Here is a 21,506-nt window from a genome sequence, read left to right on the forward strand (position 1 = left end):
GGTACTGCAGGGGGGACCCTGTGGGAGAGTAGGACGCCGCCGAACAATTTTTCCGGGAAAGCCCCGCACCGTATGGTGCGGGGCTTTTCTGCGTTCTGAACCGTGTTGGCCTCGGTCTCCGCCCACCCCTGTGCAGGTGCCGGCCGAGGCTGAGGGTAAGGTCGGGGGGCATCATTCGCACGTTCTTCACAGGAGGCTCCCGGGTGGAGGTCCAGGAGACTCGGGTCCAGACGGACCGGGTCCTCACCATCCCCAACATCCTCAGCATGGCTCGCCTTGTCGGGGTACCGCTTTTCCTGTGGCTGATTCTCCGCCCCGTGTTCGGCGGCCCCAACAGTGATGGCTGGGCGCTGCTGGTGCTGATGCTCAGCGGCATCAGCGACTATCTCGACGGCAAGCTCGCCCGGCGGTGGAACCAGATCAGCAGTCTCGGCCGGCTTCTGGACCCGGCTGCCGACCGCCTGTACATCCTCTCGACCCTTCTCGGCCTCACCTGGCGTGAGATCCTGCCGCTCTGGCTCACCGCCGCCCTGCTGGCCCGTGAGCTGATGCTCCTCGTGATGGTGGCGATCCTCCGGCGCCACGGCTATCCGCCGCCGCAGGTCAACTTCCTCGGGAAAGCTGCAACTTTCAACCTGATGTACGCGTTCCCCTTGTTGCTGCTCAGCGACGGGAGTGGTTGGCTGGCTACTGTGGCCGCCGTTTTCGGATGGGCGTTCGCAGGATGGGGTACAACGCTGTATTGGTGGGCAGGGATCCTCTACGTGGTCCAGGTCCGCCGGCTCGTCAAGGCGGATGCAGTAGCCGATTGAACTCGTTGATGTGGTGCCGTGCAGTGTGGCCGGCCCGCGGTGTGATGTCTTGAGTGTGATGCCCCGACGGGTGAAATCGGCTGACCGTCGTCTCTCTAGGAGGACGTTTCCGATATGAAGGCCGTCGTGATGGCTGGTGGCGAAGGCACACGCCTGCGCCCCATGACCTCGAGCATGCCCAAGCCGCTCCTGCCCGTGGCCAATCGGCCGATCATGGAGCATGTCCTGCGGCTTCTCAAGCGGCATGGGCTCAATGAGACAGTAGTGACCGTCCAGTTCCTCGCCTCCCTCGTAAAGAACTATTTCGGGGACGGCGAGGAGCTCGGGATGGAGCTCACCTATGCCAACGAGGAGAAGCCACTCGGCACCGCGGGGAGCGTGAAGAACGCCGAGGAGGCGTTGAAGGACGACACCTTCCTCGTCATTTCCGGTGACGCGCTCACCGACTTCGACCTCACCGACCTCATCGCCTTCCACAAGGAGAAGGGCGGACTCGTCACGGTCTGTCTGACCCGGGTCCCCAATCCGCTGGAATTCGGCATCACCATCGTCGACGAGAACGGCCAGGTCGAACGCTTCCTGGAGAAGCCGACCTGGGGCCAGGTCTTCTCGGACACGGTGAACACGGGCATCTACGTGATGGAACCCGAGGTCTTCGACTACGTCCAGGCCGATACCTCCGTCGACTGGTCGGGTGACGTCTTCCCGCAGCTGATGAAGGAAGGCAAGCCCATCTACGGCTATATCGCCGAGGGCTACTGGGAAGACGTCGGCACGCACGAGAGCTATGTGAAGGCCCAGGCGGACGTCCTGGAGCGCAAGGTCGACGTGGAGCTCGACGGCTTCGAGATCTCGCCCGGCGTGTGGGTGGCCGAAGGTGCGGAGGTCCACCCCGACGCCGTGCTGCGCGGGCCGCTGTACATCGGTGACTACGCCAAGGTCGAAGCGGACGTGGAAATCCGTGAGCACACCGTCGTGGGCTCCAACGTCGTCGTCAAGACCGGCGCCTTTCTTCATAAGGCCGTGGTTCACGACAACGTCTACATCGGACAGCACAGCAACCTCCGGGGCTGCGTGGTCGGCAAGAACACCGACATCATGCGGGCGGCCCGGATCGAGGACGGCGCTGTCATCGGTGACGAATGTCTGGTCGGCGAGGAGTCGATCATCCAGGGCAATGTGCGGGTCTACCCGTTCAAGACCATCGAGGCCGGTGCGTTCGTCAACACCTCGGTGATCTGGGAGTCCCGTGGGCAGGCACATCTCTTCGGGGCGCGTGGCGTCTCCGGCATCCTGAACGTCGAGATCACCCCCGAGCTGGCGGTCCGGCTGGCCGGTGCCTACGCCACGACCCTCAAGAAGGGGTCGACGGTCACGACCGCCCGTGACCACTCCCGAGGTGCCCGCGCGCTCAAGCGAGCCGTGATCTCTGCGCTCCAGGCCAGCGCCATCGACGTACGCGACCTGGAGAACGTACCGCTGCCCGTCGCCCGCCAGCAGACGGCGCGAGGCAGTGCGGGCGGCATCATGATCCGTACGTCGCCGGGGGTGCCCGACTCGGTGGACATCATGTTCATCGACGAGCGGGGCGCCGACCTCTCGCAGGCCCAGCAGCGCAAGCTGGACCGCGTCTACGCCCGCCAGGAGTACCGCAGGGCCTTCCCCGGGGAGATCGGGGACCTGCACTTCCCGTCCAGCGTCTTCGACTCGTACACCGGCTCCCTGCTCCGCAACGTGGACATCGCGGGGATCGCCGACTCCGGGCTCAAGGTCGTCGTGGACGCCTCCAACGGGTCCGCCGGGCTCGTGCTGCCGAGCCTCCTCGGACGGCTCGGGGTGGACGCCCTGACGATCAACCCGGGGCTCGACGAATCGCGCCCCACCGAGTCCGCCGAGACGCGCCGTGCCGGCCTCGTCCGGCTCGGGGAGATCGTGTCCTCGGCGCGGGCAGCCTTCGGCGTCCGCTTCGACCCGGTCGGTGAGCGGCTCTCCCTCGTGGACGAGCTGGGCCGGATCATCGAGGACGACCGGGCCCTGCTGGTCATGCTGGATCTCGTCGCCGCCGAGCGGCGCAGCGGACGGGTCGCCCTGCCGGTGACCACCACGCGCGTCGCCGAGCAGGTGGCGGCCTACCACGGCACCCAGGTGGAGTGGACGACCACCTCGCCCGACGACCTGACCCGGGTGGGACGCGAAGAGACCACCATCTTCGGAGGAGACGGGCGCGGCGGGTTCATCGTTCCCGAATTCAGCAGCGTCTTCGACGGGACGGCCGCTTTCGTGCGGCTCATCGGACTCGTCGCCCGGACCCAGCTCACCCTGAGCCAGATCGACGCCCGTATTCCGCGGGCCCATGTCCTGCGCCGTGACCTCGCGACGCCCTGGGCGGTCAAGGGCCTCGTCATGCGCAGCGTCGTCGAGGCGGCCGGGGACCGCAGCGTGGACACCACGGACGGCGTCCGGGTGGTCGAGGCGGACGGACGGTGGATCATGGTGCTGCCCGACCGGGCGGAGGCCGTCACCCATCTGTGGGCGGAAGGCCCGGACGACGCCTCCGCACAGGCGCTGCTCGACGAGTGGTCCGCCGTGGTGGAGAGCGCGGGCGAGTGACTTCCTGACACCCGTGCACCGGAACTCCCTGCCCAGGGCGTTCCGGTGCTCCGGTGGGGCCATTCGGCGGCAGCCGTGGTGACGTGCGACGATGTGCGGCATGTCGCAGCAGCCCCCCGATCGGAGCACACCCTCGCCGCCCGCACGTCCTGACGCCTCCATGTCGCTGCTGAACAACGTGATGGACCACAGCCTCGACGACGGTTACGCGGAGGCCTCGGCCCGCCGCCAGGCCGACGGGAGCGCGGGGCTGCCCCGTACGCTCAAGTCGAAGCTCGGCCTCGCCGCCGGTCTGGTGGTGGCCGCCCTCGTGGTCACCCTCGGAGCCGCTGAGGCGCGGGTGTCGGCGCCGGTCGTCGCGAAGGAACGCGAAGAGCTGATCGACCGCATCGACGCCGAGACCCGGGCGGCCGACACACTTGAGTCCGATGTCGACAAGCTCCGAAGCGATGTGAGCGAGCGGCAGCGCAAGGCGCTGGAACAGCACGGCGGGGACCAGGGGGAGCTGGTGGCGCTGCTGTCGGGGGCGACCCCGGTCCAGGGCCCCGGCGTGAAGCTCGTCGTGGACGACGCCAAGAACACCGACCAGGGCGGGGGCGGGCCCCGTGAGTCGTCGAGCTTCTCCGACACGGGCCGGGTGCGCGACCGGGACATGCAGCGGGTCGTCAACGGCCTGTGGGAGTCCGGCGCCGAGGCCATCGCCATCAATGGGCAAAGGCTGACGGCGCTGTCGGCGATCCGCGCCGCGGGCGACGCCATACTGGTCGACAACAGGCCGCTCGTACCGCCTTATACGGTGCTCGCGGTGGGGGACGGGAAGAATCTCGCCGCCGCGTTCCGGGACAGCGCCGACGGCCAGTACCTGAACGCGCTCAAGGAGAGCTTCGACATCCGCACCAGCTTGTCCGATCAGGCCGAGGTGCGGCTCCCGGCCGCACCGAGCCTGATCGTCCGTACAGCAGAGCCGAAGGCCGCCGGCAGTGATGCGGCAGAATCAGGGAAGGGCACATCGTGATCGCCGTACTGGGCCTCGTCGTGGGAGTCGTGGTCGGACTGTTGGTCCGGCCCGAAGTACCGGCGGTGGTCGAGCCCTATCTCCCGATCGCCGTGGTCGCCGCGCTCGACGCGGTCTTCGGAGGTCTGCGGGCCATGCTCGACGGTATCTTCGTCGACAAGGTCTTCGTGGTGTCGTTCCTCTCCAACGTCGTGGTCGCCGCACTGATCGTGTTCCTGGGCGACAAACTGGGTGTCGGCGCGCAGCTCTCCACCGGTGTGGTGGTCGTGCTCGGCATCCGGATCTTCTCCAACGCCGCCGCGATCCGCCGGCACGTCTTCCGGGCTTGAGGCCGATGAACAACGACGAGAACCCGCGCAGCCAAGAGCCGGAACGGCCCGAACAGCCGGACGCCGGTGTCTCCGGCGCCCCGGACGCGCCTGTGCGGCCGCCCGCCGTCGAGGAGGTCTCCGGGCGCCAGAGGCTGCTGGCGGGCCTGTGGCCGCCCCGGGTGAGCCGGGCCCAACTCATCGTCGCCGTGCTGCTGTTCGGGCTCGGCCTGGGGCTGGCCATCCAGGTGCGGTCCACCAGTGACGACAGCGCGCTGCGCGGCGCGCGGCAGGAGGACCTGGTCCGGATCCTCGACGAGGTCGACGACCGCACGCAGCGTCTGGAGGACGAGAAGCAGCGTCTGGACGCCCAGCGCACCGAGCTGGAGAACAGCTCGGACCAGGCCGAGGAGGCCCGGAAACAGACGCTGGAGAAGGAACGCCAGCTGGGGATCCTCGCGGGTACGGTGGCGGCCCAGGGTCCCGGCATCACGCTGACGATCAGTGACCCCTCCGGCGCGGTCGCGGCCGACAAGCTGCTCGACACCGTCCAGGAGCTGCGCGCGGCGGGCGCCGAGGCCATCGAGGTCAACGGCGTGCGGGTGGTGGCCAACACGTACTTCTCCGGGGAGGGCGGTGACATCCAGGTGGACGGCAAGAAGATCGAGGCACCGTACGAGTTCAAGGTGATCGGCAAGCCGCAGGACCTGGAGCCCGCCCTCAACATTCCCGGAGGAGTGGTGCAGACGCTGGAGAAGGAGCAGGCCACGGCGGTCGTGGAGCGCTCCGAGGAGATCGTCGTCGACGCCTTGCGACCGGCGGAGCGGCCTGACTACGCTCGGTCGTCGTCCCCGTGATCGCGCCGAGCCGCAGGGCCGGTGGACGAGGGTACGAGGTTGCGGGGGGTCGGCGCACCGGATTGGTGGTGCGTGGTGGAAACTGTCGGGTGGATACGGACGTTGTGAAGATGTCCGGGTCGGCAGGTGTGTTCATTCAGGGTTCGTCCTGCCCCACGGGCGGGTCTATGTCGGTCAAGGGGAATCGCCCGTGAAGTTTTTTGCGAAGTTGTTCGGGAAGAGCGCGCGCGAGGACAGCAACAGTGCTGCCCGCCACCGTGCTCCGCGCCACGGCCAGGTCGAGGAGCAGGACACGGAGCGTCCGCTCTTCCGCGATGAGGTGTCCGGGGACGCCACTCAGGCTGGTATCGACGTGTCGTCCATTGACCCTGCCGGTGCCGGCCGCATAGGTTTCGGCGCATCATCAACCTCAGGTTCGGGTGGAGGGTTCACCCCGGAGGGCTCGTCGATGCCGGTCTGTACGAGGTGCGGCCACCGCAATGCGGCGGACAGCCGTTTCTGCTCCAACTGCGGCGCGCCGCTGCGGGGCGGAGTCCCCGAGCGTGCCTCGGAGACGACGTCCACGATCTCCATCTCCGGTCTTGAGGCGTACGAGGCCGAGGCGACGGGCCAGACGGCTCTGCCCTCGCTCTCCCCGGAGGCCCAGGCCGCCGTCGACGCGCTGCCCGGAGGTTCGGCGCTCCTGGTCGTGCGCCGCGGCCCCAATTCCGGCAGCCGTTTCCTGCTGGACAGCGACCTCACGACCGCCGGCCGTCACCCGCAGAGCGACATCTTTCTCGACGACGTGACCGTGTCGCGGCGTCATGTGGAGTTCCGCAGGGGTCCGGACGGTAGCTTCACGGTGGGTGACGTCGGCAGCCTCAACGGCACCTATGTCAACCGCGAGCGCATCGATTCGGTCCTGCTGTCCAACGGCGACGAAGTCCAGATCGGTAAGTACCGCCTGGTCTTCTACGCGAGCCCGCGGGGCGTGTGACCAGCCCCCGGACCTTGTCCGGGGGGATCCCCAGGAAGGCCCATGCTGCGAACACCGACAGGCGGTTCCGGTGACGGTACCGCCACCGCGGACGCGCGCTGGGTGAGCATCGGAACGGTACTCACCCGGCTGCGCGAAGAGTTTCCGGAAGTCACGATCTCCAAGATCCGCTTTCTGGAGGCCGAGGGGCTCATCGAGCCGCAGCGGACTCCCTCCGGGTACCGGAAGTTCGCTCCCGGCGATGTGGAGCGCCTCGCGCAGGTGCTCCGCATGCAGCGGGACCACTATCTGCCGCTCAAGGTCATCCGGGAGCACCTGGACGCCCTGGCCCGGGGGGAGCAGCCGGCGCTGCCCTCGCCGGGCGGTCAGCGCGATCTCGGCGACGGTGTGTGGGATTCCGGCCCGGGTGCGGCGACCGCCGCGCGGATCGGGCGCGCCGAGCTCCTGGCGGCCGCACAGGTCGACGAGGAGCAGCTGGAGGAGTGGGAGTCCTACGGGCTCATCGTCCCGGCTCCTGAGGGTGGCTACGACGCGGAGATGGTGACCGTGGCCAGGCTGGTGGCGGATCTGGGGCGATTCGGTCTGGAACCGCGCCATCTGCGCGCCATGCGCGCCTCCGCGGACCGGGAGGCGGGGCTGGTGGAGCAGCTGGTCGCGCCGCTGCGCCTGCACCGGAATCCGCAGACCAGGGCCCATGCCGAGGCCACGGCGAACGAGCTGGCCGAGCTTTCCGTACGGCTGCACGCGGCGCTCGTCCAGAGCGCTCTGCGGAGCCGTCTGCACTGAGCTCGGGGGAGCCCGACTACCCAAACATGGCGAGCACGTCCTAGGGTTGCTGTGTGAACGAGCTCGACGTTGTCGGTGTCCGGGTGGAAATGCCCTCCAACCAACCGATCGTTCTCCTGCGTGAAGTGGGAGGCGACCGGTACCTCCCCATTTGGATCGGTCCTGGGGAGGCGACCGCCATTGCCTTCGCCCAGCAGGGCATGGCTCCGGCCAGGCCGCTGACCCATGACCTGTTCAAGGATGTGCTCGAGGCCGTGGGCCAGGAGCTCACCGAGGTCCGCATCACGGACCTTCGCGAAGGGGTCTTCTACGCGGAGCTCGTCTTCGCCAGCGGGGTCGAGGTGAGCGCCCGGCCGTCCGACGCCATAGCGCTCGCCCTGCGGACCGGCACGCCGATCTACGGCAGTGACGGCGTGCTGGACGATGCGGGCATCGCGATTCCCGACGAGCAGGAGGACGAGGTGGAGAAGTTCCGCGAATTCCTCGACCAGATCTCACCGGAGGACTTCGGTACGAACAGCCAGTGACCGTCCCGCAAGGGTGTCGTCAGCGCATCCGACAAGCCTTTCCCGGAAGCGAGACACGGGAAACCACCCTCAGGGTGATTATCACTCGGCGTGCCGAGTGTGGCGATCGTTGACGCACCCCCAGTGACTGCCTACCTTCGAGTGGGCAGGTCAAGGACGGAGGTCGGCGTGAGAAGCAGCGGCGACGGTACGGCGGCGGGTGGGCCGTATCCGCAGCACGTCAGTGGAGCCGACCACGCCATCAGGCAGCCGGTTCAACCGGCAGCGGTGGCAGCGGGCGGCGTGGCAGCGGCGAGCGATGCCGGTGACATCGGCTATCGGGGACCGACGGCGTGCGCGGCGGCGGGGATCACCTACCGCCAACTGGACTACTGGGCGCGTACGGGGCTGGTGGAGCCGAGCGTGCGGCCGGCCTACGGGTCGGGGACCCAGCGTCTCTACAGTTTCCGGGACGTGGTCCTCCTCAAGATCGTCAAGCGGTTCCTGGACACCGGGGTCGCTCTGCAGAACATCCGCACCACGGTCCAGCACCTGCGGGCCCGGGGGTTCCAGGATCTTGAGCGCATGACGCTGATGAGCGACGGGGCGACGGTCTACGAGTGCTCATCACCCGACGAGGTCGTCAGCCTTCTCCAGGGTGGTCAGGGCGTCTTCGGGATCGCCGTCGGCGTCGTCTGGCGGGATGTGGACGCGGCGCTCTCCCAGCTCCACGGCGAGCGGGTCGACACCGGTGAGACGCTCATCGGCAACAACCCGGCCGACGAGCTGGCCCGGCGCCGCAACCGCGCCGGATGAGCGGCTGAGAGCACAGGACCTTACGGAACGGGGCGGCCCGGCACTCCACGGAGTGCCGGGCCGCCCCGTTGTCAGTGGTGTAGGGCAGCATCGGAGGTGTGAGACCCGCGCCGACCATCCTTCACCTGGACATGGATGCCTTCTACGCCTCGGCGGAGCAGGCGGCCAAGCCCAGCCTGCGCGGGAAGGCGGTCGTGGTGGGCGGCCTCGGTCCCCGAGGGGTCGTCGCCACCGCCTCGTACGAAGCACGGGTTCTGGGCGTGCACTCCGCGATGCCGACGGCCCAGGCCAGACGGCTCGCGCCGAACGCCGCCTATCTGGTGCCCCGCTTCTCGCTCTACCGGTCGGTGAGCGAGCAGGTGATGGAGCTCCTGGGGCGGCTCTCGCCGCTGGTGGAGCCGCTGAGTCTGGACGAGGCCTTCGTCGACCTGGAGGCGGGCGGGGTCGCGGACGACACGGTGTCGGCCCGCAGGACGGGGGAGCGGCTGCGTACGGCCATCCGGGAGGTGACCGGGCTGAGCGGGTCGGTCGGGCTCGCCGGTTCGAAGATGCTCGCCAAGATCGCCTCCGAGCAGGCCAAGCCGGACGGCCTGGTGCTCATCGAGCCGGGCACCGAGCGCGAGCTGCTCGCCCCCATGTCGGTACGGACGCTGCCGGGCGTCGGGCCCGCCACCGGGGACCACCTCCGGCGAGCCGGGATGACCACCGTCAACGACCTCGCGGAGGCGGGGGAGGCGGAGCTGGTACGGCTGGTGGGCAAGGCCCATGGCCACGGTCTTTACCGGATGGCGCTGGGGCTCGACGACCGGCCGGTGGTCGCCGAGCGGGACGCCAAGTCCGTATCGGTCGAGGACACCTTCGATGTGGACCTGCACGACCGGGTGAGGGTGCGCGCCGAGGTGGAGCGGCTGGCCGTGCGGTGTGTGGAGCGGCTGAGGTCCGCCGACCGGTCGGGCCGCACGGTGGTGCTGAAGGTGCGCCGCTACGACTTCTCCACCCTGACCCGCTCCGAGACCCTCCGGGGCCCCACGGACGACCCCACGGTGGTCCGTGAGGCGGCCGCACGGCTGCTGGAGGCGGTGGACACCACCGGGGGCGTACGGCTGCTGGGCGTGGGTGTCACGGGGCTCGCGGACTTCACGCAGGAGGATCTGTTCGCACAGGCCGCGGACGCCCGGGAGCGGGCGGCCCGGGCGGAGGTGTCCGAGAAGCCGGTAGCGGAGGACAGCAAGCCGGTCGAGGAGGAGCCCGAGAGCGCCGAGCAGCTCGCCGCCCGGCGCTGGCCCGCCGGACACGACGTACGCCACACGGCGCACGGACACGGCTGGGTGCAGGGGAGCGGGGTGGGGCGGGTGACGGTCCGGTTCGAGGAGCCCGGCGGGCCGGTCGGCCGGGTCGTCACGTTCCGCGTCGACGACCCGGAGCTGAGCCCGGCCGATCCGCTGCCGCTGGTCCGCGACCCGGTCGACTACTCCTCCTGGCCGGCCAGCCTGCCGAAGTCACGGTCGGGGCCGGTCTCCGCCGCCGGCGGGGAGTCCAGACCGTAGTGGCGGTAGAGCTGCAGCTCCTGCTCCGGGGAGAGGTGCCGGCCGACGCCGAAGTCCGGGGCGCCCTTGATCAGCGTGCGGTCGAACGGGACCCGCAGCTCGTCCTCGACGAATTCGCTCGGCTCCAGCGGGACGAAGGCGTCCCTGCTGAACAGGCCGGTGCGGACGGCCGCCCACTCGGGCACGCCCGTCGCGTCGTCGAGATAGACCTCATCCACCGTTCCGATCTTGGCGCCCTTGCGATCGAAGGCCTTGCGGCCGATCAGGCGGCGCGGATCGATGTCGGTCTGCACGGTGCCTCCCACTGGTCCCACTGCCTGAAAGGTGGTCCTCTGTCACTTCAGGGGTGATCCCCTGTCGCTCCACCAGCACCAGACAAGTGCAGATCCGTGGCGTCGGCCACTCGAGGACTCCACGGGGATGGCCGCTGGTAGGCTGGCAGGTGGCTGCTGACCCCGTGCGGGAGAGTCCTCCGGTGCAGAATTCGGAGGCGCCGAAGGAGCAAATCCTCCCCGGAATCTCTCAGGCCCCCGTACCGCACGGACGAGGTCACTCTGGAAAGCAGGGCGGGTTCGTGCGGGCACATGCCGGGACGGACTGGACCCTCACCGACGGTGAAAGTCGGCACGCCCCCGGGCGGGCCGGTGAAGCTCTCAGGTTGAGATGACAGAGGGGGAGGCCGTTCGGGCACCCGCGCCGTGGTGCCCCTCGCAGGTCGTGACAGACCAGGAGGCCTCCACCATGACCCCCCGTCGCACTCCGCTCTCCCAGCTGGAGCAGGGCATTCCGTTCGAGCAGCGCCACATAGGGCCCGACGCCGGTGCCCAGGCGAAGATGCTCGCCCAGGTCGGCTACGGCTCCCTCGACGAGCTGACCGCCGCCGCGGTGCCCGACGTGATCAAGAGTGCGGAGGCCCTGAACCTTCCCTCGGCGCGCACCGAGGCCGAGGTGCTCGCCGAGCTGCGGTCGCTGGCCGACCGCAACAAGGTGCTCGCCCCGATGATCGGCCTCGGCTACTACGGCACCTTCACGCCGCCCGTCATCCTGCGCAACGTCATGGAGAACCCCGCGTGGTACACGGCCTACACGCCGTACCAGCCGGAGATCTCCCAGGGCCGCCTGGAGGCCCTGCTCAACTTCCAGACGATGGTCGCCGAGCTGACCGGGCTGCCCACCTCCGGCGCCTCCCTGCTCGACGAGGGCACCGCGGCCGCCGAGGCCATGGCGCTCGCCCGGCGCGTCGGCAAGGTCAAGAACGGCGTCTTCCTGATCGACGCCGACACCCTGCCCCAGACCATCGCCGTGATCCAGACCCGCGCCGAGCCGACCGGTGTCGAGGTCGTCGTCGCGGACCTCAGCGACGGCATCCCCGCCGAGATCGCCGAGCGCGGCGTCTTCGGCGTCCTGCTCCAGTACCCGGGCGCCTCCGGTGCCGTCCGCGCCATCGAGCCCGTCATCGAGCAGGCCCACGAGCTGGGCGCGATCGTCACCGTCGCCGCCGACCTGCTGGCCCTCACGCTGCTCACCTCGCCCGGCGCCCTCGGCGCCGACATCGCGGTGGGCACCACCCAGCGCTTCGGCGTGCCCATGGGCTTCGGCGGCCCGCACGCCGGCTTCATGGCCGTCCGCGAGAAGTTCGCCCGCTCCCTGCCCGGCCGCCTCGTCGGCGTCTCCGTCGACGCCGACGGCAACAAGGCCTACCGCCTGGCCCTGCAGACCCGCGAGCAGCACATCCGCCGCGAGAAGGCCACCAGCAACATCTGTACGGCACAGGTGCTGCTCGCCGTCATGGCCGGGATGTACGCCGTCTACCACGGCCCCGACGGACTGCGCACGATCGCCCGCCGCACCCACCGCTACGCCACGATCCTCGCGGAAGGCCTGCGCGCCGCCGGCGTGGACGTCGTGCACGGCGCCTTCTTCGACACCCTGACCGTCAAGGCGCCCGGCAAGGCCGCGGAGATCGTCGCGGAGGCCCGCGAGCGCGGGGTCAACCTCCGCCGTGTCGACGCCGACCACGTCTCCATCGCCTGCGACGAGACCACCACCCGGTCCCAGCTCTCCGCCGTCTGGGCCGCCTTCGGTGCCGACGCCGACATCGAGGCCCTGGACGGCTCGGCCGCCGACGCGCTGCCCGAGGGGCTGCTGCGCTCCGACGACATCCTGACCCACCCGGTCTTCCACCAGCACCGCTCCGAGACCGCGATGCTGCGCTACCTGCGCAAGCTCGCCGACCGCGACTACGCGCTGGACCGCGGCATGATCCCGCTCGGCTCCTGCACCATGAAGCTGAACGCGACCGCCGAGATGGAGTCCATCACCTGGCCCGAGTTCGGCGCGCTGCACCCCTTCGCCCCGGCCGAGCAGGCGCAGGGCTTCCTCACACTCATCCGCGAGCTGGAGGAGCGCCTGGCGGAGGTCACCGGTTACGACGCCGTCTCCATCCAGCCGAACGCGGGCTCCCAGGGTGAGTTCGCGGGGCTGCTGGCCGTGCGCGCGTACCACCGGGCCAACGGCGACGACCAGCGCACCGTCTGCCTGATCCCCTCGTCCGCGCACGGCACCAACGCCGCGAGCGCGGTCATGGCGGGCATGAAGGTCGTCGTGGTGAAGACCGCCGACGACGGTGAGGTCGACATCGCGGACCTGCGGGCCAAGATCGAGCTGCACCGCGACGAGCTGGCCGTCCTCATGATCACCTACCCCTCCACGCACGGGGTCTTCGAGGAGCACGTCGCCGACATCTGCGGCGAGGTGCACGACGCGGGCGGCCAGGTCTACGTCGACGGCGCCAACCTCAACGCGCTGGTCGGGCTCGCCAAGCCCGGCAAGTTCGGCGGCGACGTCTCGCACCTGAACCTGCACAAGACGTTCTGCATCCCGCACGGCGGCGGCGGCCCCGGCGTCGGCCCGGTCGGCGTCCGCGCCCACCTCGCCCCGTACCTCCCGAACCACCCGCTCCAGCCCGCCGCGGGCCCGGAGACCGGTGTGGGCCCGATCTCGGCCGCCCCGTGGGGCTCGGCCGGCATCCTGCCGATCTCGTGGGCGTACGTCCGCCTGATGGGCGGCGAGGGGCTCAAGCGGGCCACGCAGGTCGCCGTGCTGGCCGCCAACTACATCGCCAAGCGGCTGGAGCCGCACTTCCCGATCCTGTACAACGGCCCGGCCGGACTGGTCGCGCACGAGTGCATCGTCGACCTGCGCCCGATCTCCAAGGCGACCGGCGTCTCCATCGACGACGTCGCCAAGCGCCTGATCGACTACGGCTTCCACTCGCCGACCATGTCGTTCCCGGTGGCCGGCACGCTGATGATCGAGCCGACCGAGAGCGAGGACCTCGCGGAGCTGGACCGGTTCTGCGACACCATGATCGCGATCCGCGCCGAGATCGAGAAGGTCGCCTCGGGAGAGTGGGCCAAGGACGACAACCCGCTCGCCAACGCCCCGCACACCGCGGCCGCGCTCGGCGGCGAGTGGGACCACGGCTACAGCCGTGAGGAGGCCGTCTTCCCGGCCGGTGTCTCCGCCGCTGACAAGTACTGGCCGCCGGTCCGTCGTATCGACGGTGCCTTCGGCGACCGCAACCTGGTCTGCTCCTGCCCGCCGCTGGAGGAGTACGACAACTGACGCCTGGGGGCTGACGCCTGACATGCGTCGGGGCCGGTGCGGGGATCTCCCCGGGCCGGCCCCTTCTCCGTACTGCGTGTTCTTTACGTCCGCCCTCAGGCGGCTTTCACCACGCGGCCCGCTGCCGACAGCCGGTGCGGGGCGATGATCTGCCCGTCCGGCAGCAGCTCGCCGGTGTCTTCGAAGAGCAGGACACCGTTGCACAGGAGGCTCCAGCCCTGTTCCGGGTGGTGTGCCGTCAGACGGGCCGCCTCCCGGTCGGGGGAGTCGGCGGTGGGGCAGGGTGGCTGGTGCTGGCACATGGATGGGTTCTTTCGCTGCGTCGAGTCGAGTGTCCTGCGGCTGGATGAAAGGTTCATGGCCGCCCCCGTATCAGTCGGTCCGGTCCCAGTGTTGCCCTACGGGGGTGATTCCGCAGGGATTTCGCTGCAGCTCCCGTACTCCTCTCATGACGCGTCACCCGCGCGGACGGTTCACCGCAACTGCACTGTCCCTTCGGGTGGTTCGGGATGGCCGGGACGGGCTAGTCCGAGTGGGTAGGGCGGAGCCCCCGCGATGACCCGTTCCGCCGCAGGGCGTTCGGGTCACCACGGGGGCCGGTCGTTCCCCTCGGCCGCCGGTCAGGCGGAGCTGAGCAGCGGGCCGGGCGCCACCCGCAGGGTCATGACGGGCAGCAGATCGGCGACCCGGTGCGGACGGTGCGCGGCGATGCCCGGCGGCGCCGGCGCCAGGGGCACCAGGACGTCGGCCGGGGCGAGGACACTGCCGGAGGCGTCGGCATCGTCGTCGGGGTTGTCGTGCAGCCAGAGGGTGAGCATGTACAGCTCGGGGATGGAGAGAAGTCTCGCCTGGTACGCCGTGGGCGAGGCCTCCGCCTGGCGGACCGCGAGCTCCGTCGAGGCGAGGTAGGGGCCCTCGAAGAAGTGCGAGAAGCTCCAGCCGTCCGGCGTGAGCATGGTGTCCGCGGCGGCGATCGCCCGGCCTTCGCTCCGGATCAGGAAGCGCCAGGCCGCGAGGCGGGTCCGGGGTGCGGTCCCGGTCGGGGTGATCCGGTCCAGGACGTGCACGGGAAGCGGCAGTTCGGGGCTGAGCGGTCCCTGGACGGACCGGAGGGCGGAGGTCCGCGCCTGGCGGACCGCGGTGGGAGATCCGAGGGCCGCGAGAACACTGCGCAGGGCGGGCGCGGGAGCCGAGGGGACATGCAGCGGCATAGTGGGTCGCCTCTCACTTGGAGACACGGTGATGCGTGGGCGGGTGCAGACGGCGCTGTCGGCGTGCGGGGCCAGAGGAGGCCGATGACGGGCCGGATGACGGGCCGGTTGCGTCAACTCTCTGCCTCGTCAGGCGGAGTTTATACGACACGTGTTCACTCAGTGTTTCCGCTAGCTGCCGGGGATATTTCGCGCAAGGCGATATCAGGACGTGAAAATGCGGTTTTCCTGGTGATTTGATCGGCCGTTTCCGCTCCGGCCTGCGCCTCTTTTGGCGGAGCGGTAGGCCGAAACTCGTCGGTGTTTCCACCACGCACTCTCCGGGTGAAAATGCCGCTCGCCGGGTGCCCCGGGAATGTGCCCCCGGTCTCCGTCAACCAGCCTAGCGGGTTTCCGGGCGGCTGTGGGGCGTTACGGATCACTCCCACTGGGCATTATCGATCGTGATGCACGCGGCCCGGTCGGCGGGCCGACCACTGGAGGAGGGACCCCTCGATGGGGGAGAAGGTCGTGGCGGGAGCCGTTGACCTGTCCGATCGGCAGGCGTACCGGACCAAGCTGAACCAGTGCCTGGAAGGGCTGGGCAGACTGCTGGCGGAGCGGAGGTTCGACCGTCCCCGAAACCTGATGGGGCTGGAGATAGAGCTGAATCTCGCGGGCTCCGACGGCCTGCCCCGGATGATGAATCAGGAAGTGCTCCAACGTATCGCGAGCCGGGATTTCCAGACGGAACTCGGGATGTTCAATCTGGAAGTAAATATCGTTCCGCACCGGCTCGGCGGCCGGGTATTCGATCAGCTCTCGGAGGAGTTGCGCACCGGTCTCGCCTACGCTCACCGCAAGGCCGGTGAGGTGGACGCGGGCATCGTCATGATCGGAATCCTGCCCACGCTCGGCGAGCACGACGTGGTCTCGGCGAATCTCTCCGACGTGGACCGCTACACCCTGCTCAACGACCAAATGGCGGCGGCCCGGGGGGAGGATTTCGTCCTCGATATCGAAGGCGTCGACCACCTCGTCTGCTCCTCGCCCTCGATCGCCCCCGAATCGGCCTGCACCTCGGTCCAGTTGCACCTCCAGGTGACGCCCGCGCGGTTCGCGGACGTGTGGAACGCCGCCCAGGCGATCGCCGCCGTCCAGATCGCGCTGGGCGCCAACGCCCCGTTCCTCTTCGGCAAGGAGCTCTGGCGGGAGTCGCGGCCCCCGCTGTTCCAGCAGGCCACCGACGTACGGCCGCCGGAGCTGGCGAACCAGGGGGTGCGGCCCAGGACCTGGTTCGGGGAACGCTGGATCTCCTCCGCCTACGAGCTCTTCGAGGAGAACCTGCGCTACTTCCCGCCGCTGCTGCCGATCTGCGACGACGAGGAGCCGCTGCGGGTCCTCGACGAGGGAGGGGTGCCGGAGCTGGCCGAGCTGGTCCTGCACAACGGGACGGTCTACCGCTGGAACCGCCCGGTGTACGGCATGGCCGACGGCGTCCCGCACCTGAGGGTGGAGAACCGGGTGCTCCCGGCCGGCCCGACCGTCACCGACGTGATCGCCAACTCCGCCTTCTACTACGGGCTCGTCCGGGCGCTCGCCGAGGAGTCCCGGCCGGTGTGGAGCATGCTGCCGTTCGAGGCCGCGGCGGAGAACTTCACCGAGGCCTGCCGCCACGGCATCGACGCCGAACTGCTCTGGCCGCGCCCCGGCCGCGCCGGCGGGCTGGCGAAGATCCCCGCCGTACAGCTCGTACGGGAGGAGCTGCTCCCGCTGGCCGCGGCCGGTCTGGACGCCTGGCACATCGAGCCCGTCGACCGGGACCGCTACCTCGGGGTCATCGAGGAGCGCTGCAAGCGGCGGGTCAACGGGGCCTCCTGGCAGGTCGCCACCTACCGCCGGGCGCTAAAGGCCGGGCTCGGCCGGGAGGCGGCGCTGGCGGCGACCACCCGGCGCTACGCCGAGCTGATGCACGCCGGGGAGCCGGTCCACACCTGGCCGGTGGGGTTCCCGGCCCCCTGAGGCACGTCCGTACGGTGGCGTGCCTCAGGCACGTTCGTACGGGGCGCGCTTCGTACGGCGGCAGGCGCTTCCGTACGGCAGCAGGCCTTTCCGTACGCGGGCGGGGGCGGCGGTTCCGGTCGGGGCGCCGCTCTCACTCCTGGGTGGCGCGGCCGTTCTGCCCGGCCGTCATGATGGCCTGGAGGATGACGGCCTGGATCTCCGCCGGGTCGCTCACCTCGTACCCGTCGCCCCCGGTGATCCGCGCGATCTCGGCCACCTCCTCGCGGTCGGCGTCCGGGCCCACCGCGATGGCGATGACCGGAACGGGACGCTCGGTGTCGGCGAGCTCCTTGAGCTCGGCGATCAGCGCACTCCGGGAGATGCCGTCCTCGTCCTGGTTGGACCCGTCGGTGAGGATCACCAGGGCGTTGAACTTGCCCTTCACATACGTCGCCCGGGCCTCCTTGTACGAGGCCAGCGTGGTGTCGTACAGCCCGGTCGCCCCGCCCGGCACGGGCTGGAGCCCCGCGAACGCCGCCGAGAGCTTCTCGCGGTGGGTGGAGCCGCCCTGGGCCGGGTCGCCCAGCCGGCGGGTCTCCATGAGCTGGCGGTAGTCCTTCTCGCCGTCCAGCGTGGTGGCGAACTCCCACAGGCCGATCTCGTCGTCCGGGGTGAACTGGGTGAGCGCCTGGATGAGCGACTCCTTGGTGACGTCCATCCGGGACTGGCCGCGACCCGGCACGAGCGTGGCCATGGAGCCCGAGGCGTCGACCACCGTGGTCAGCCGGGCGCTCTGGACGGTGATCGTCCACATCCCCAGCATCTCCTGGAGCTGCTTCGCCGACGGTGCCTCCGCCGCCGACGTGGCGTACGGCTGCGGCGACCTGCCGCCCGCCGACGTGACGACGGCGTCCTCGGCCGCCCCGTCGGCGGGGCGGAACCCGTACCGGGCGAGGACGGCTCGCGAGCTCCTGTCGTTGAGGAGGGTCATGAAGCGCAGGGCGGCCCGGGACTGGGCGAGGGTCAGCTTCTCCTCGTCGACCAGCGTGTAGGGGTAGTCGAGCAGCGGAGTGCCGTCCTCCGGGTAGAACAGGTTCAGCCTGCCGCTGCCTGTCGCCTCCGCGTTGTGCGTGAAGGCGGCCTGCTCGGATATGAGGACCGCCTGGTTACGTCTCGGATTGCCCTCCTCGGCTCCGGAGCGGCTCCGCGCCAGGGTCTCCAGCACCTGCGCGTCGCTGTCCGACATCCGCTCGGCCAGCACCTTCGCGGTCTCCGCGACCCTGGTGTCGCTGTCCCCGCCCTGCTGCGCGGACGAGCCGCCGATGCTGGTGAGCGCGAGGAGGCCGGTGGCGCTGCGCGCCGGGTCGGCCGCGCCGAGGCGGACCTTCTCCGACTGGAGGGAGGCGCCGACCAGCTCGGCCCAGGAGTACGTCCTCTTCGGCCAGCCCAGCCGCTTCGAGGCGGACGGCACCATGGCGAGGGCCACCGGGGAGGAGGCCACCGAGTCCGAGGGGGAGATGGGGGTGCCCGTGCCGAGCCCCTCGGCCCGGTCCAGCCAGAGATCGGAGTCGGGCAGCCAGACCTGGAAGTCCGGGGTCTCGCCGCCGCCCGCGAGCGCGTCGGCCACCTTGTAGGAGTCGCGGGCCACCACCTCCACGTCGAGGCAGTGGCCGTCGGATCGCACCTCGTCCGCGAAGGCCTGCTCGGCGATGTCACGGACCGCCGGGGCGATGTCCGGGGAGGCGGCCAGGGACAGACGCACGGCGGAGTCCTCGCAGGACTCGGAGAACGACAGCAGGCCGCCGTTGACCGCCACCCCTGTTCCCGTCGCCACCGCGAGCACGAGCAGCGTGGCGATGGCGATGGTGCGACGCCTGCGCCGGGGAGACGCGTCCCCGCGTGTCCCCGGCGCGCCGGCGTCGGGCAAGCTGTGACGTCCCATGTCGGTGGTGCCCCCTGAAGACGAACGATGAACGGTGAACAAGGAAAAGGGGGACCTCACCACCGCCGATGGTGGTCGTCCCCCGGCCTGTCGCGCATGATCTTCGTACCTGCATTCGAGACCCTAGCGGGACGGTGGGCGGGATGAGACGCGATTGCAGAACAAAAGGCAGGTGGAGCGGTGAAGGTGGGGCGCGTGGCTGATTCTTATCCCCAAGAGGGCCTATCACGAGGGATCTTGCGGTCGGAGACGATCCTGGTCCTGGCGCTCTCCCTGGGCGCGAGTGCGGTCTCCGCACTCATCAGCTTTGTCGGATCGCTGACGAAACCGGGAGGTCTGAAGGATCAGGCGGCGACGCTCAACGGTTCGTACGCCCCGGGCCGTCCATGGCTGGATCTGGCGTGGCAAATGTTCGGAATCGCAACGGCCCTGGTGCCGGTCGCCCTGGTGGCGCACCTGCTCATCAGGGAGGGGGCGGGCTTGCGGACCATCGGATTCGACCGCACCAGGCCGTGGTTCGACCTCGGTCGCGGAACGCTGATCGCGGCGGGCATCGGCAGCGCCGGGCTGGCCTTCTACCTGGTCGCCAGGGCGAGCGGCTTCAACCTCACCGTCGTACCGGAGTCGCTGCCCGACGTCTGGTGGAAGTTCCCCGTGCTCATCCTCTCGGCGGCGGAGAACTCCGTGGTGGAGGAGGTCATCGTCGTCGCCTACCTGCTGCGGAGGCTGGACCAGCTGGGCTGGTCACCGATGGCCTCGCTGGCGGCCAGCTCCGTGCTGCGTGGCTCGTACCACCTGTACCAGGGCATCGGCGGCTTCATCGGCAACATGGTGATGGGTGTCGTCTTCGTGCTGCTGTACCGGCGTTGGGGGCGGGTGGGGCCGCTGGTCGTCGCCCATACGCTGCTCGACATCGGGGCGTTCGTCGGGTACGCGCTGCTCGCGGGGAAGGTGGACTGGCTGCCGACGCCGTGAGGAGGGGGGCGTCCTGCGGTGGCTGCGCAGGACGCCCTGCCCGACGTTCAGAAGGCTGTCAGCAGCTCGCCGTCGATGACGGTGACCGCCGAGCCCGTCAGCAGGGTTCGCTCGCCGCGCAGCGCGGTGCGGACGAACCCCGAGCGGGCCGAGGCCTGGAGTCCGGTGAGGTCGTCCCGGCCGAGGCGGGCCGACCAGAAGGGGGCCAGTGCGGTGTGGGCGCTGCCCGTCACCGGGTCCTCGTCGATGCCGACACCGGGGAAGAAGCCGCGCGAGACGTAGTCGTAGCCACGGGAGGGGTCCTCGGCCGCGGCCGTGGCGATGACGCCGCGCCGCGAGTGGGTCTTGAGGGCGGCGAAGTCCGGGGCGAGAGCCCGTACGCTCGCCTCGTCGCGGAGCTCGACGAGCAGGTCGCCGATGTGCTCACCGGTGTCGTGGACCGAGACCGGCTCCGCCCCGAGCGCCTCGGCGAGTCCGGGCGGCGCGGTCTCGGCGCGTAGCGGGGCGGTGGGGAAGTCGAGGGTGAGGGAGCCGTCCGTGTGGGCGGTGGAGGTGAGGATCCCGCAGCGCGCGGTGAAGCGTACGGTGCCGGTGGCCCGCCCCGTGGTGTGCAGGACGTGCGCGGTGGCGAGCGTGGCGTGCCCGCACATGTCGACCTCGGTGGCCGGGGTGAACCAGCGCAGCGCCCAGTCGGCTTCACCGCCCGGCGGCAGCGGGTGGGCGAAGGCGGTCTCGGAGAGGTTGACCTCGGTGGCGATCTCCTGGAGCCGTTCGGCGTCCGGGAAGGCGGCGGACTCCAGCAGGAGGACGCCCGCGGGGTTGCCGGAGAAGGGGCGGTCGGTGAACGCGTCGACGATACGAATCCTCATGGGGCGACCGTAGAGGGGCCGCGCGGCCACGGACCAAGGCCAATCGCGGGTTCCTGGCCCTCTTGGCCGGGCGCGCGCCGGCGGTCCGGGCGCGCGTCGGTGGTGCAGGTGCGTCGGTGGTTCAGGCGCCCGTCGGTGGTTCTCAGGAGCAGTGGGCGCCGCCGTGGCCGGGGCGGCCCGGGCGGGTGTCGAGCGACCAGGTGTGGGTGCAGCCGGGGCACTGGAGGTGCAGGACGGGACCCTGGTTCGAGATCAGGTAGCGCCAGTGCTCGCCGCAGGTGCGGCGGTCCGCGCAGGTCGCGCAGTGCCGGGCGTCGTCGCAGGCGGGGCAGGCCACCCAGGCGCGGTGGGCGATGTCCGCCTGCGGATCAATGGGCAGCCGCACGGCCCTGGTCCTCGCCCGGCAGGACACCGGCGGCCACCAGCCGGTCGTAGGTGCGCTGCTGCTCGGCGTCGAGGCCCGAGTAGAGCAGGGCGTAGGCCTCCTCCTCACCGCGCAGGGCGGCCATCGGGTCCCAGTCGGGTCCGAGCGCGGCGACGACCGCGGCCCGCCGCCGGGCTTCCTCGAAGGTCAGGTCGATGGTGAAGGGGATGAGGTCGGCGGTCCTGTCCTGAAGCATGGCAGCACTTCCGGGGTGGGGGTCGGGACTACCGAAGTGATCGTCG

20 protein-coding genes and 1 riboswitch are annotated in these 21,506 nt (G+C 70.1%); of the genes, 13 read left to right on the forward strand and 7 right to left on the reverse strand.

Features of this window, described 5'->3' with window-relative positions; translation table 11 throughout:
• The first annotated feature begins 203 nt into the window (after window positions 1-203).
• From clsA to IF17_RS0118260, 10 genes are all read left to right on the forward strand, one after another.
• Window positions 204-812 carry a cardiolipin synthase ClsA gene (gene clsA, locus IF17_RS0118215; RefSeq protein ID WP_018516183.1) on the forward strand — a complete coding sequence of 203 codons (609 nt, stop codon included), beginning with the start codon at window positions 204-206 and terminating at the stop codon, window positions 810-812.
• Between the two features lie 114 nt (window positions 813-926).
• A complete protein-coding gene (locus tag IF17_RS0118220) occupies window positions 927-3,422 on the forward strand; it encodes a mannose-1-phosphate guanyltransferase (protein WP_015607273.1) in 2,496 nt (831 codons plus the stop codon).
• Between the two features lie 100 nt (window positions 3,423-3,522).
• Entirely contained in the window at window positions 3,523-4,437 is a 915-nt protein-coding gene (locus tag IF17_RS0118225) for a DUF881 domain-containing protein (RefSeq protein WP_032772168.1), read from the forward strand.
• Complete coding sequence (locus IF17_RS0118230; protein WP_003970459.1) at window positions 4,434-4,766, forward strand: small basic family protein; 333 nt, start codon at window positions 4,434-4,436, stop codon at window positions 4,764-4,766. Before IF17_RS0118225 ends, IF17_RS0118230 begins: the two co-directional genes overlap by 4 nt.
• A gap of 5 nt (window positions 4,767-4,771) precedes the next feature.
• On the forward strand, window positions 4,772-5,602 hold the full coding sequence (locus tag IF17_RS0118235; RefSeq protein ID WP_030567226.1) for a DUF881 domain-containing protein: 831 nt from the start codon (window positions 4,772-4,774) through the stop codon (window positions 5,600-5,602).
• 190 nt (window positions 5,603-5,792) lie between these two features.
• Window positions 5,793-6,578 (forward strand): FHA domain-containing protein, encoded by a 786-nt coding sequence (locus IF17_RS0118240; RefSeq protein WP_078615946.1) that lies wholly within the window; start codon window positions 5,793-5,795, stop codon window positions 6,576-6,578.
• A gap of 42 nt (window positions 6,579-6,620) precedes the next feature.
• Window positions 6,621-7,364 (forward strand): transcriptional regulator FtsR, encoded by a 744-nt coding sequence (gene ftsR, locus IF17_RS0118245; RefSeq protein WP_030567228.1) that lies wholly within the window; start codon window positions 6,621-6,623, stop codon window positions 7,362-7,364.
• A 53-nt stretch (window positions 7,365-7,417) separates the two neighbouring features.
• The gene (locus tag IF17_RS0118250) at window positions 7,418-7,891 is read left to right on the forward strand and encodes a bifunctional nuclease family protein (RefSeq protein ID WP_006123076.1); all 474 of its coding nucleotides are present in this window, start codon (window positions 7,418-7,420) and stop codon (window positions 7,889-7,891) included.
• A 168-nt stretch (window positions 7,892-8,059) separates the two neighbouring features.
• A complete protein-coding gene (locus IF17_RS0118255) occupies window positions 8,060-8,686 on the forward strand; it encodes a MerR family transcriptional regulator (RefSeq protein ID WP_030567231.1) in 627 nt (208 codons plus the stop codon).
• 98 nt (window positions 8,687-8,784) lie between these two features.
• Complete coding sequence (locus tag IF17_RS0118260) at window positions 8,785-10,233, forward strand: DNA polymerase IV (protein ID WP_030567233.1); 1,449 nt, start codon at window positions 8,785-8,787, stop codon at window positions 10,231-10,233.
• On the opposite strand, the gene IF17_RS0118265 is transcribed toward IF17_RS0118260, so the two are convergent.
• Window positions 10,155-10,526, reverse strand: a complete 372-nt coding sequence (locus IF17_RS0118265) for a PRC-barrel domain-containing protein (protein ID WP_026242248.1) — start codon at window positions 10,524-10,526, stop codon at window positions 10,155-10,157. The two genes, IF17_RS0118260 and IF17_RS0118265, sit on opposite strands and share 79 nt — an antisense overlap.
• Before the next feature lie 157 nt (window positions 10,527-10,683).
• Window positions 10,684-10,781: riboswitch (glycine riboswitch) on the forward strand.
• A gap of 193 nt (window positions 10,782-10,974) precedes the next feature.
• Here IF17_RS0118265 and gcvP point away from each other — a divergent pair.
• A complete protein-coding gene (gene gcvP / locus IF17_RS0118270; protein ID WP_030567236.1) occupies window positions 10,975-13,860 on the forward strand; it encodes an aminomethyl-transferring glycine dehydrogenase in 2,886 nt (961 codons plus the stop codon).
• A gap of 95 nt (window positions 13,861-13,955) precedes the next feature.
• Here the strand turns inward: gcvP and IF17_RS0118275 are convergent, their stop codons facing one another.
• Window positions 13,956-14,162, reverse strand: a complete 207-nt coding sequence (locus IF17_RS0118275; RefSeq protein WP_030567238.1) for a DUF5999 family protein — start codon at window positions 14,160-14,162, stop codon at window positions 13,956-13,958.
• A gap of 318 nt (window positions 14,163-14,480) precedes the next feature.
• Window positions 14,481-15,071: a hypothetical protein gene (locus tag IF17_RS0118280; protein ID WP_030567240.1), complete on the reverse strand. Its 591-nt coding sequence runs from the start codon at window positions 15,069-15,071 to the stop codon at window positions 14,481-14,483.
• A gap of 495 nt (window positions 15,072-15,566) precedes the next feature.
• On the opposite strand from IF17_RS0118280, the gene IF17_RS0118285 reads away from it, so the two are divergent.
• Window positions 15,567-17,072, forward strand: a complete 1,506-nt coding sequence (locus tag IF17_RS0118285) for a glutamate-cysteine ligase family protein (protein ID WP_030567242.1) — start codon at window positions 15,567-15,569, stop codon at window positions 17,070-17,072.
• Between the two features lie 133 nt (window positions 17,073-17,205).
• Here the strand turns inward: IF17_RS0118285 and IF17_RS0118290 are convergent, their stop codons facing one another.
• Complete coding sequence (locus IF17_RS0118290) at window positions 17,206-18,996, reverse strand: substrate-binding and VWA domain-containing protein (RefSeq protein WP_167344526.1); 1,791 nt, start codon at window positions 18,994-18,996, stop codon at window positions 17,206-17,208.
• A gap of 195 nt (window positions 18,997-19,191) precedes the next feature.
• On the opposite strand from IF17_RS0118290, the gene IF17_RS0118295 reads away from it, so the two are divergent.
• Window positions 19,192-19,971 (forward strand): CPBP family intramembrane glutamic endopeptidase, encoded by a 780-nt coding sequence (locus tag IF17_RS0118295; RefSeq protein ID WP_030567245.1) that lies wholly within the window; start codon window positions 19,192-19,194, stop codon window positions 19,969-19,971.
• 47 nt (window positions 19,972-20,018) lie between these two features.
• Here the strand turns inward: IF17_RS0118295 and IF17_RS0118300 are convergent, their stop codons facing one another.
• From IF17_RS0118300 to IF17_RS0118310, 3 genes are all read right to left on the reverse strand, one after another.
• Window positions 20,019-20,840 (reverse strand): PhzF family phenazine biosynthesis protein, encoded by an 822-nt coding sequence (locus IF17_RS0118300; protein WP_030567247.1) that lies wholly within the window; start codon window positions 20,838-20,840, stop codon window positions 20,019-20,021.
• A 142-nt stretch (window positions 20,841-20,982) separates the two neighbouring features.
• On the reverse strand, window positions 20,983-21,225 hold the full coding sequence (locus IF17_RS0118305; RefSeq protein ID WP_030567249.1) for a hypothetical protein: 243 nt from the start codon (window positions 21,223-21,225) through the stop codon (window positions 20,983-20,985).
• Complete coding sequence (locus tag IF17_RS0118310; RefSeq protein ID WP_030567251.1) at window positions 21,209-21,460, reverse strand: DUF6400 family protein; 252 nt, start codon at window positions 21,458-21,460, stop codon at window positions 21,209-21,211. The genes IF17_RS0118305 and IF17_RS0118310 overlap by 17 nt, the downstream gene beginning before the upstream one ends.
• Between the last annotated feature and the right edge of the window lie 46 nt (window positions 21,461-21,506).

The sequence above is a fragment of the Streptomyces cyaneofuscatus genome, from assembly GCF_000718135.1.
Lineage (GTDB): Bacteria > Actinomycetota > Actinomycetes > Streptomycetales > Streptomycetaceae > Streptomyces > Streptomyces cyaneofuscatus.

What these genes read in the sequence shown, in the direction of transcription:
- IF17_RS0118220 (WP_015607273.1), top strand. Translation starts at nt 927, where the DNA reads ATGAAGGCCGTCGTGATGGCTGGTGGCGAAGGCACACGCCTGCGCCCC.
- IF17_RS0118310 (WP_030567251.1), bottom strand. Translation starts at nt 21,460, where the DNA reads ATGCTTCAGGACAGGACCGCCGACCTCATCCCCTTCACCATCGACCTG.
- gcvP (WP_030567236.1), top strand. Translation starts at nt 10,975, where the DNA reads ATGACCCCCCGTCGCACTCCGCTCTCCCAGCTGGAGCAGGGCATTCCG.
- IF17_RS0118280 (WP_030567240.1), bottom strand. Translation starts at nt 15,071, where the DNA reads ATGCCGCTGCATGTCCCCTCGGCTCCCGCGCCCGCCCTGCGCAGTGTT.
- IF17_RS0118235 (WP_030567226.1), top strand. Translation starts at nt 4,772, where the DNA reads ATGAACAACGACGAGAACCCGCGCAGCCAAGAGCCGGAACGGCCCGAA.
- IF17_RS0118285 (WP_030567242.1), top strand. Translation starts at nt 15,567, where the DNA reads ATGGGGGAGAAGGTCGTGGCGGGAGCCGTTGACCTGTCCGATCGGCAG.
- IF17_RS0118300 (WP_030567247.1), bottom strand. Translation starts at nt 20,840, where the DNA reads ATGAGGATTCGTATCGTCGACGCGTTCACCGACCGCCCCTTCTCCGGC.
- IF17_RS0118275 (WP_030567238.1), bottom strand. Translation starts at nt 14,162, where the DNA reads ATGTGCCAGCACCAGCCACCCTGCCCCACCGCCGACTCCCCCGACCGG.
- IF17_RS0118225 (WP_032772168.1), top strand. Translation starts at nt 3,523, where the DNA reads ATGTCGCAGCAGCCCCCCGATCGGAGCACACCCTCGCCGCCCGCACGT.
- IF17_RS0118290 (WP_167344526.1), bottom strand. Translation starts at nt 18,996, where the DNA reads ATGGGACGTCACAGCTTGCCCGACGCCGGCGCGCCGGGGACACGCGGG.
- ftsR (WP_030567228.1), top strand. Translation starts at nt 6,621, where the DNA reads ATGCTGCGAACACCGACAGGCGGTTCCGGTGACGGTACCGCCACCGCG.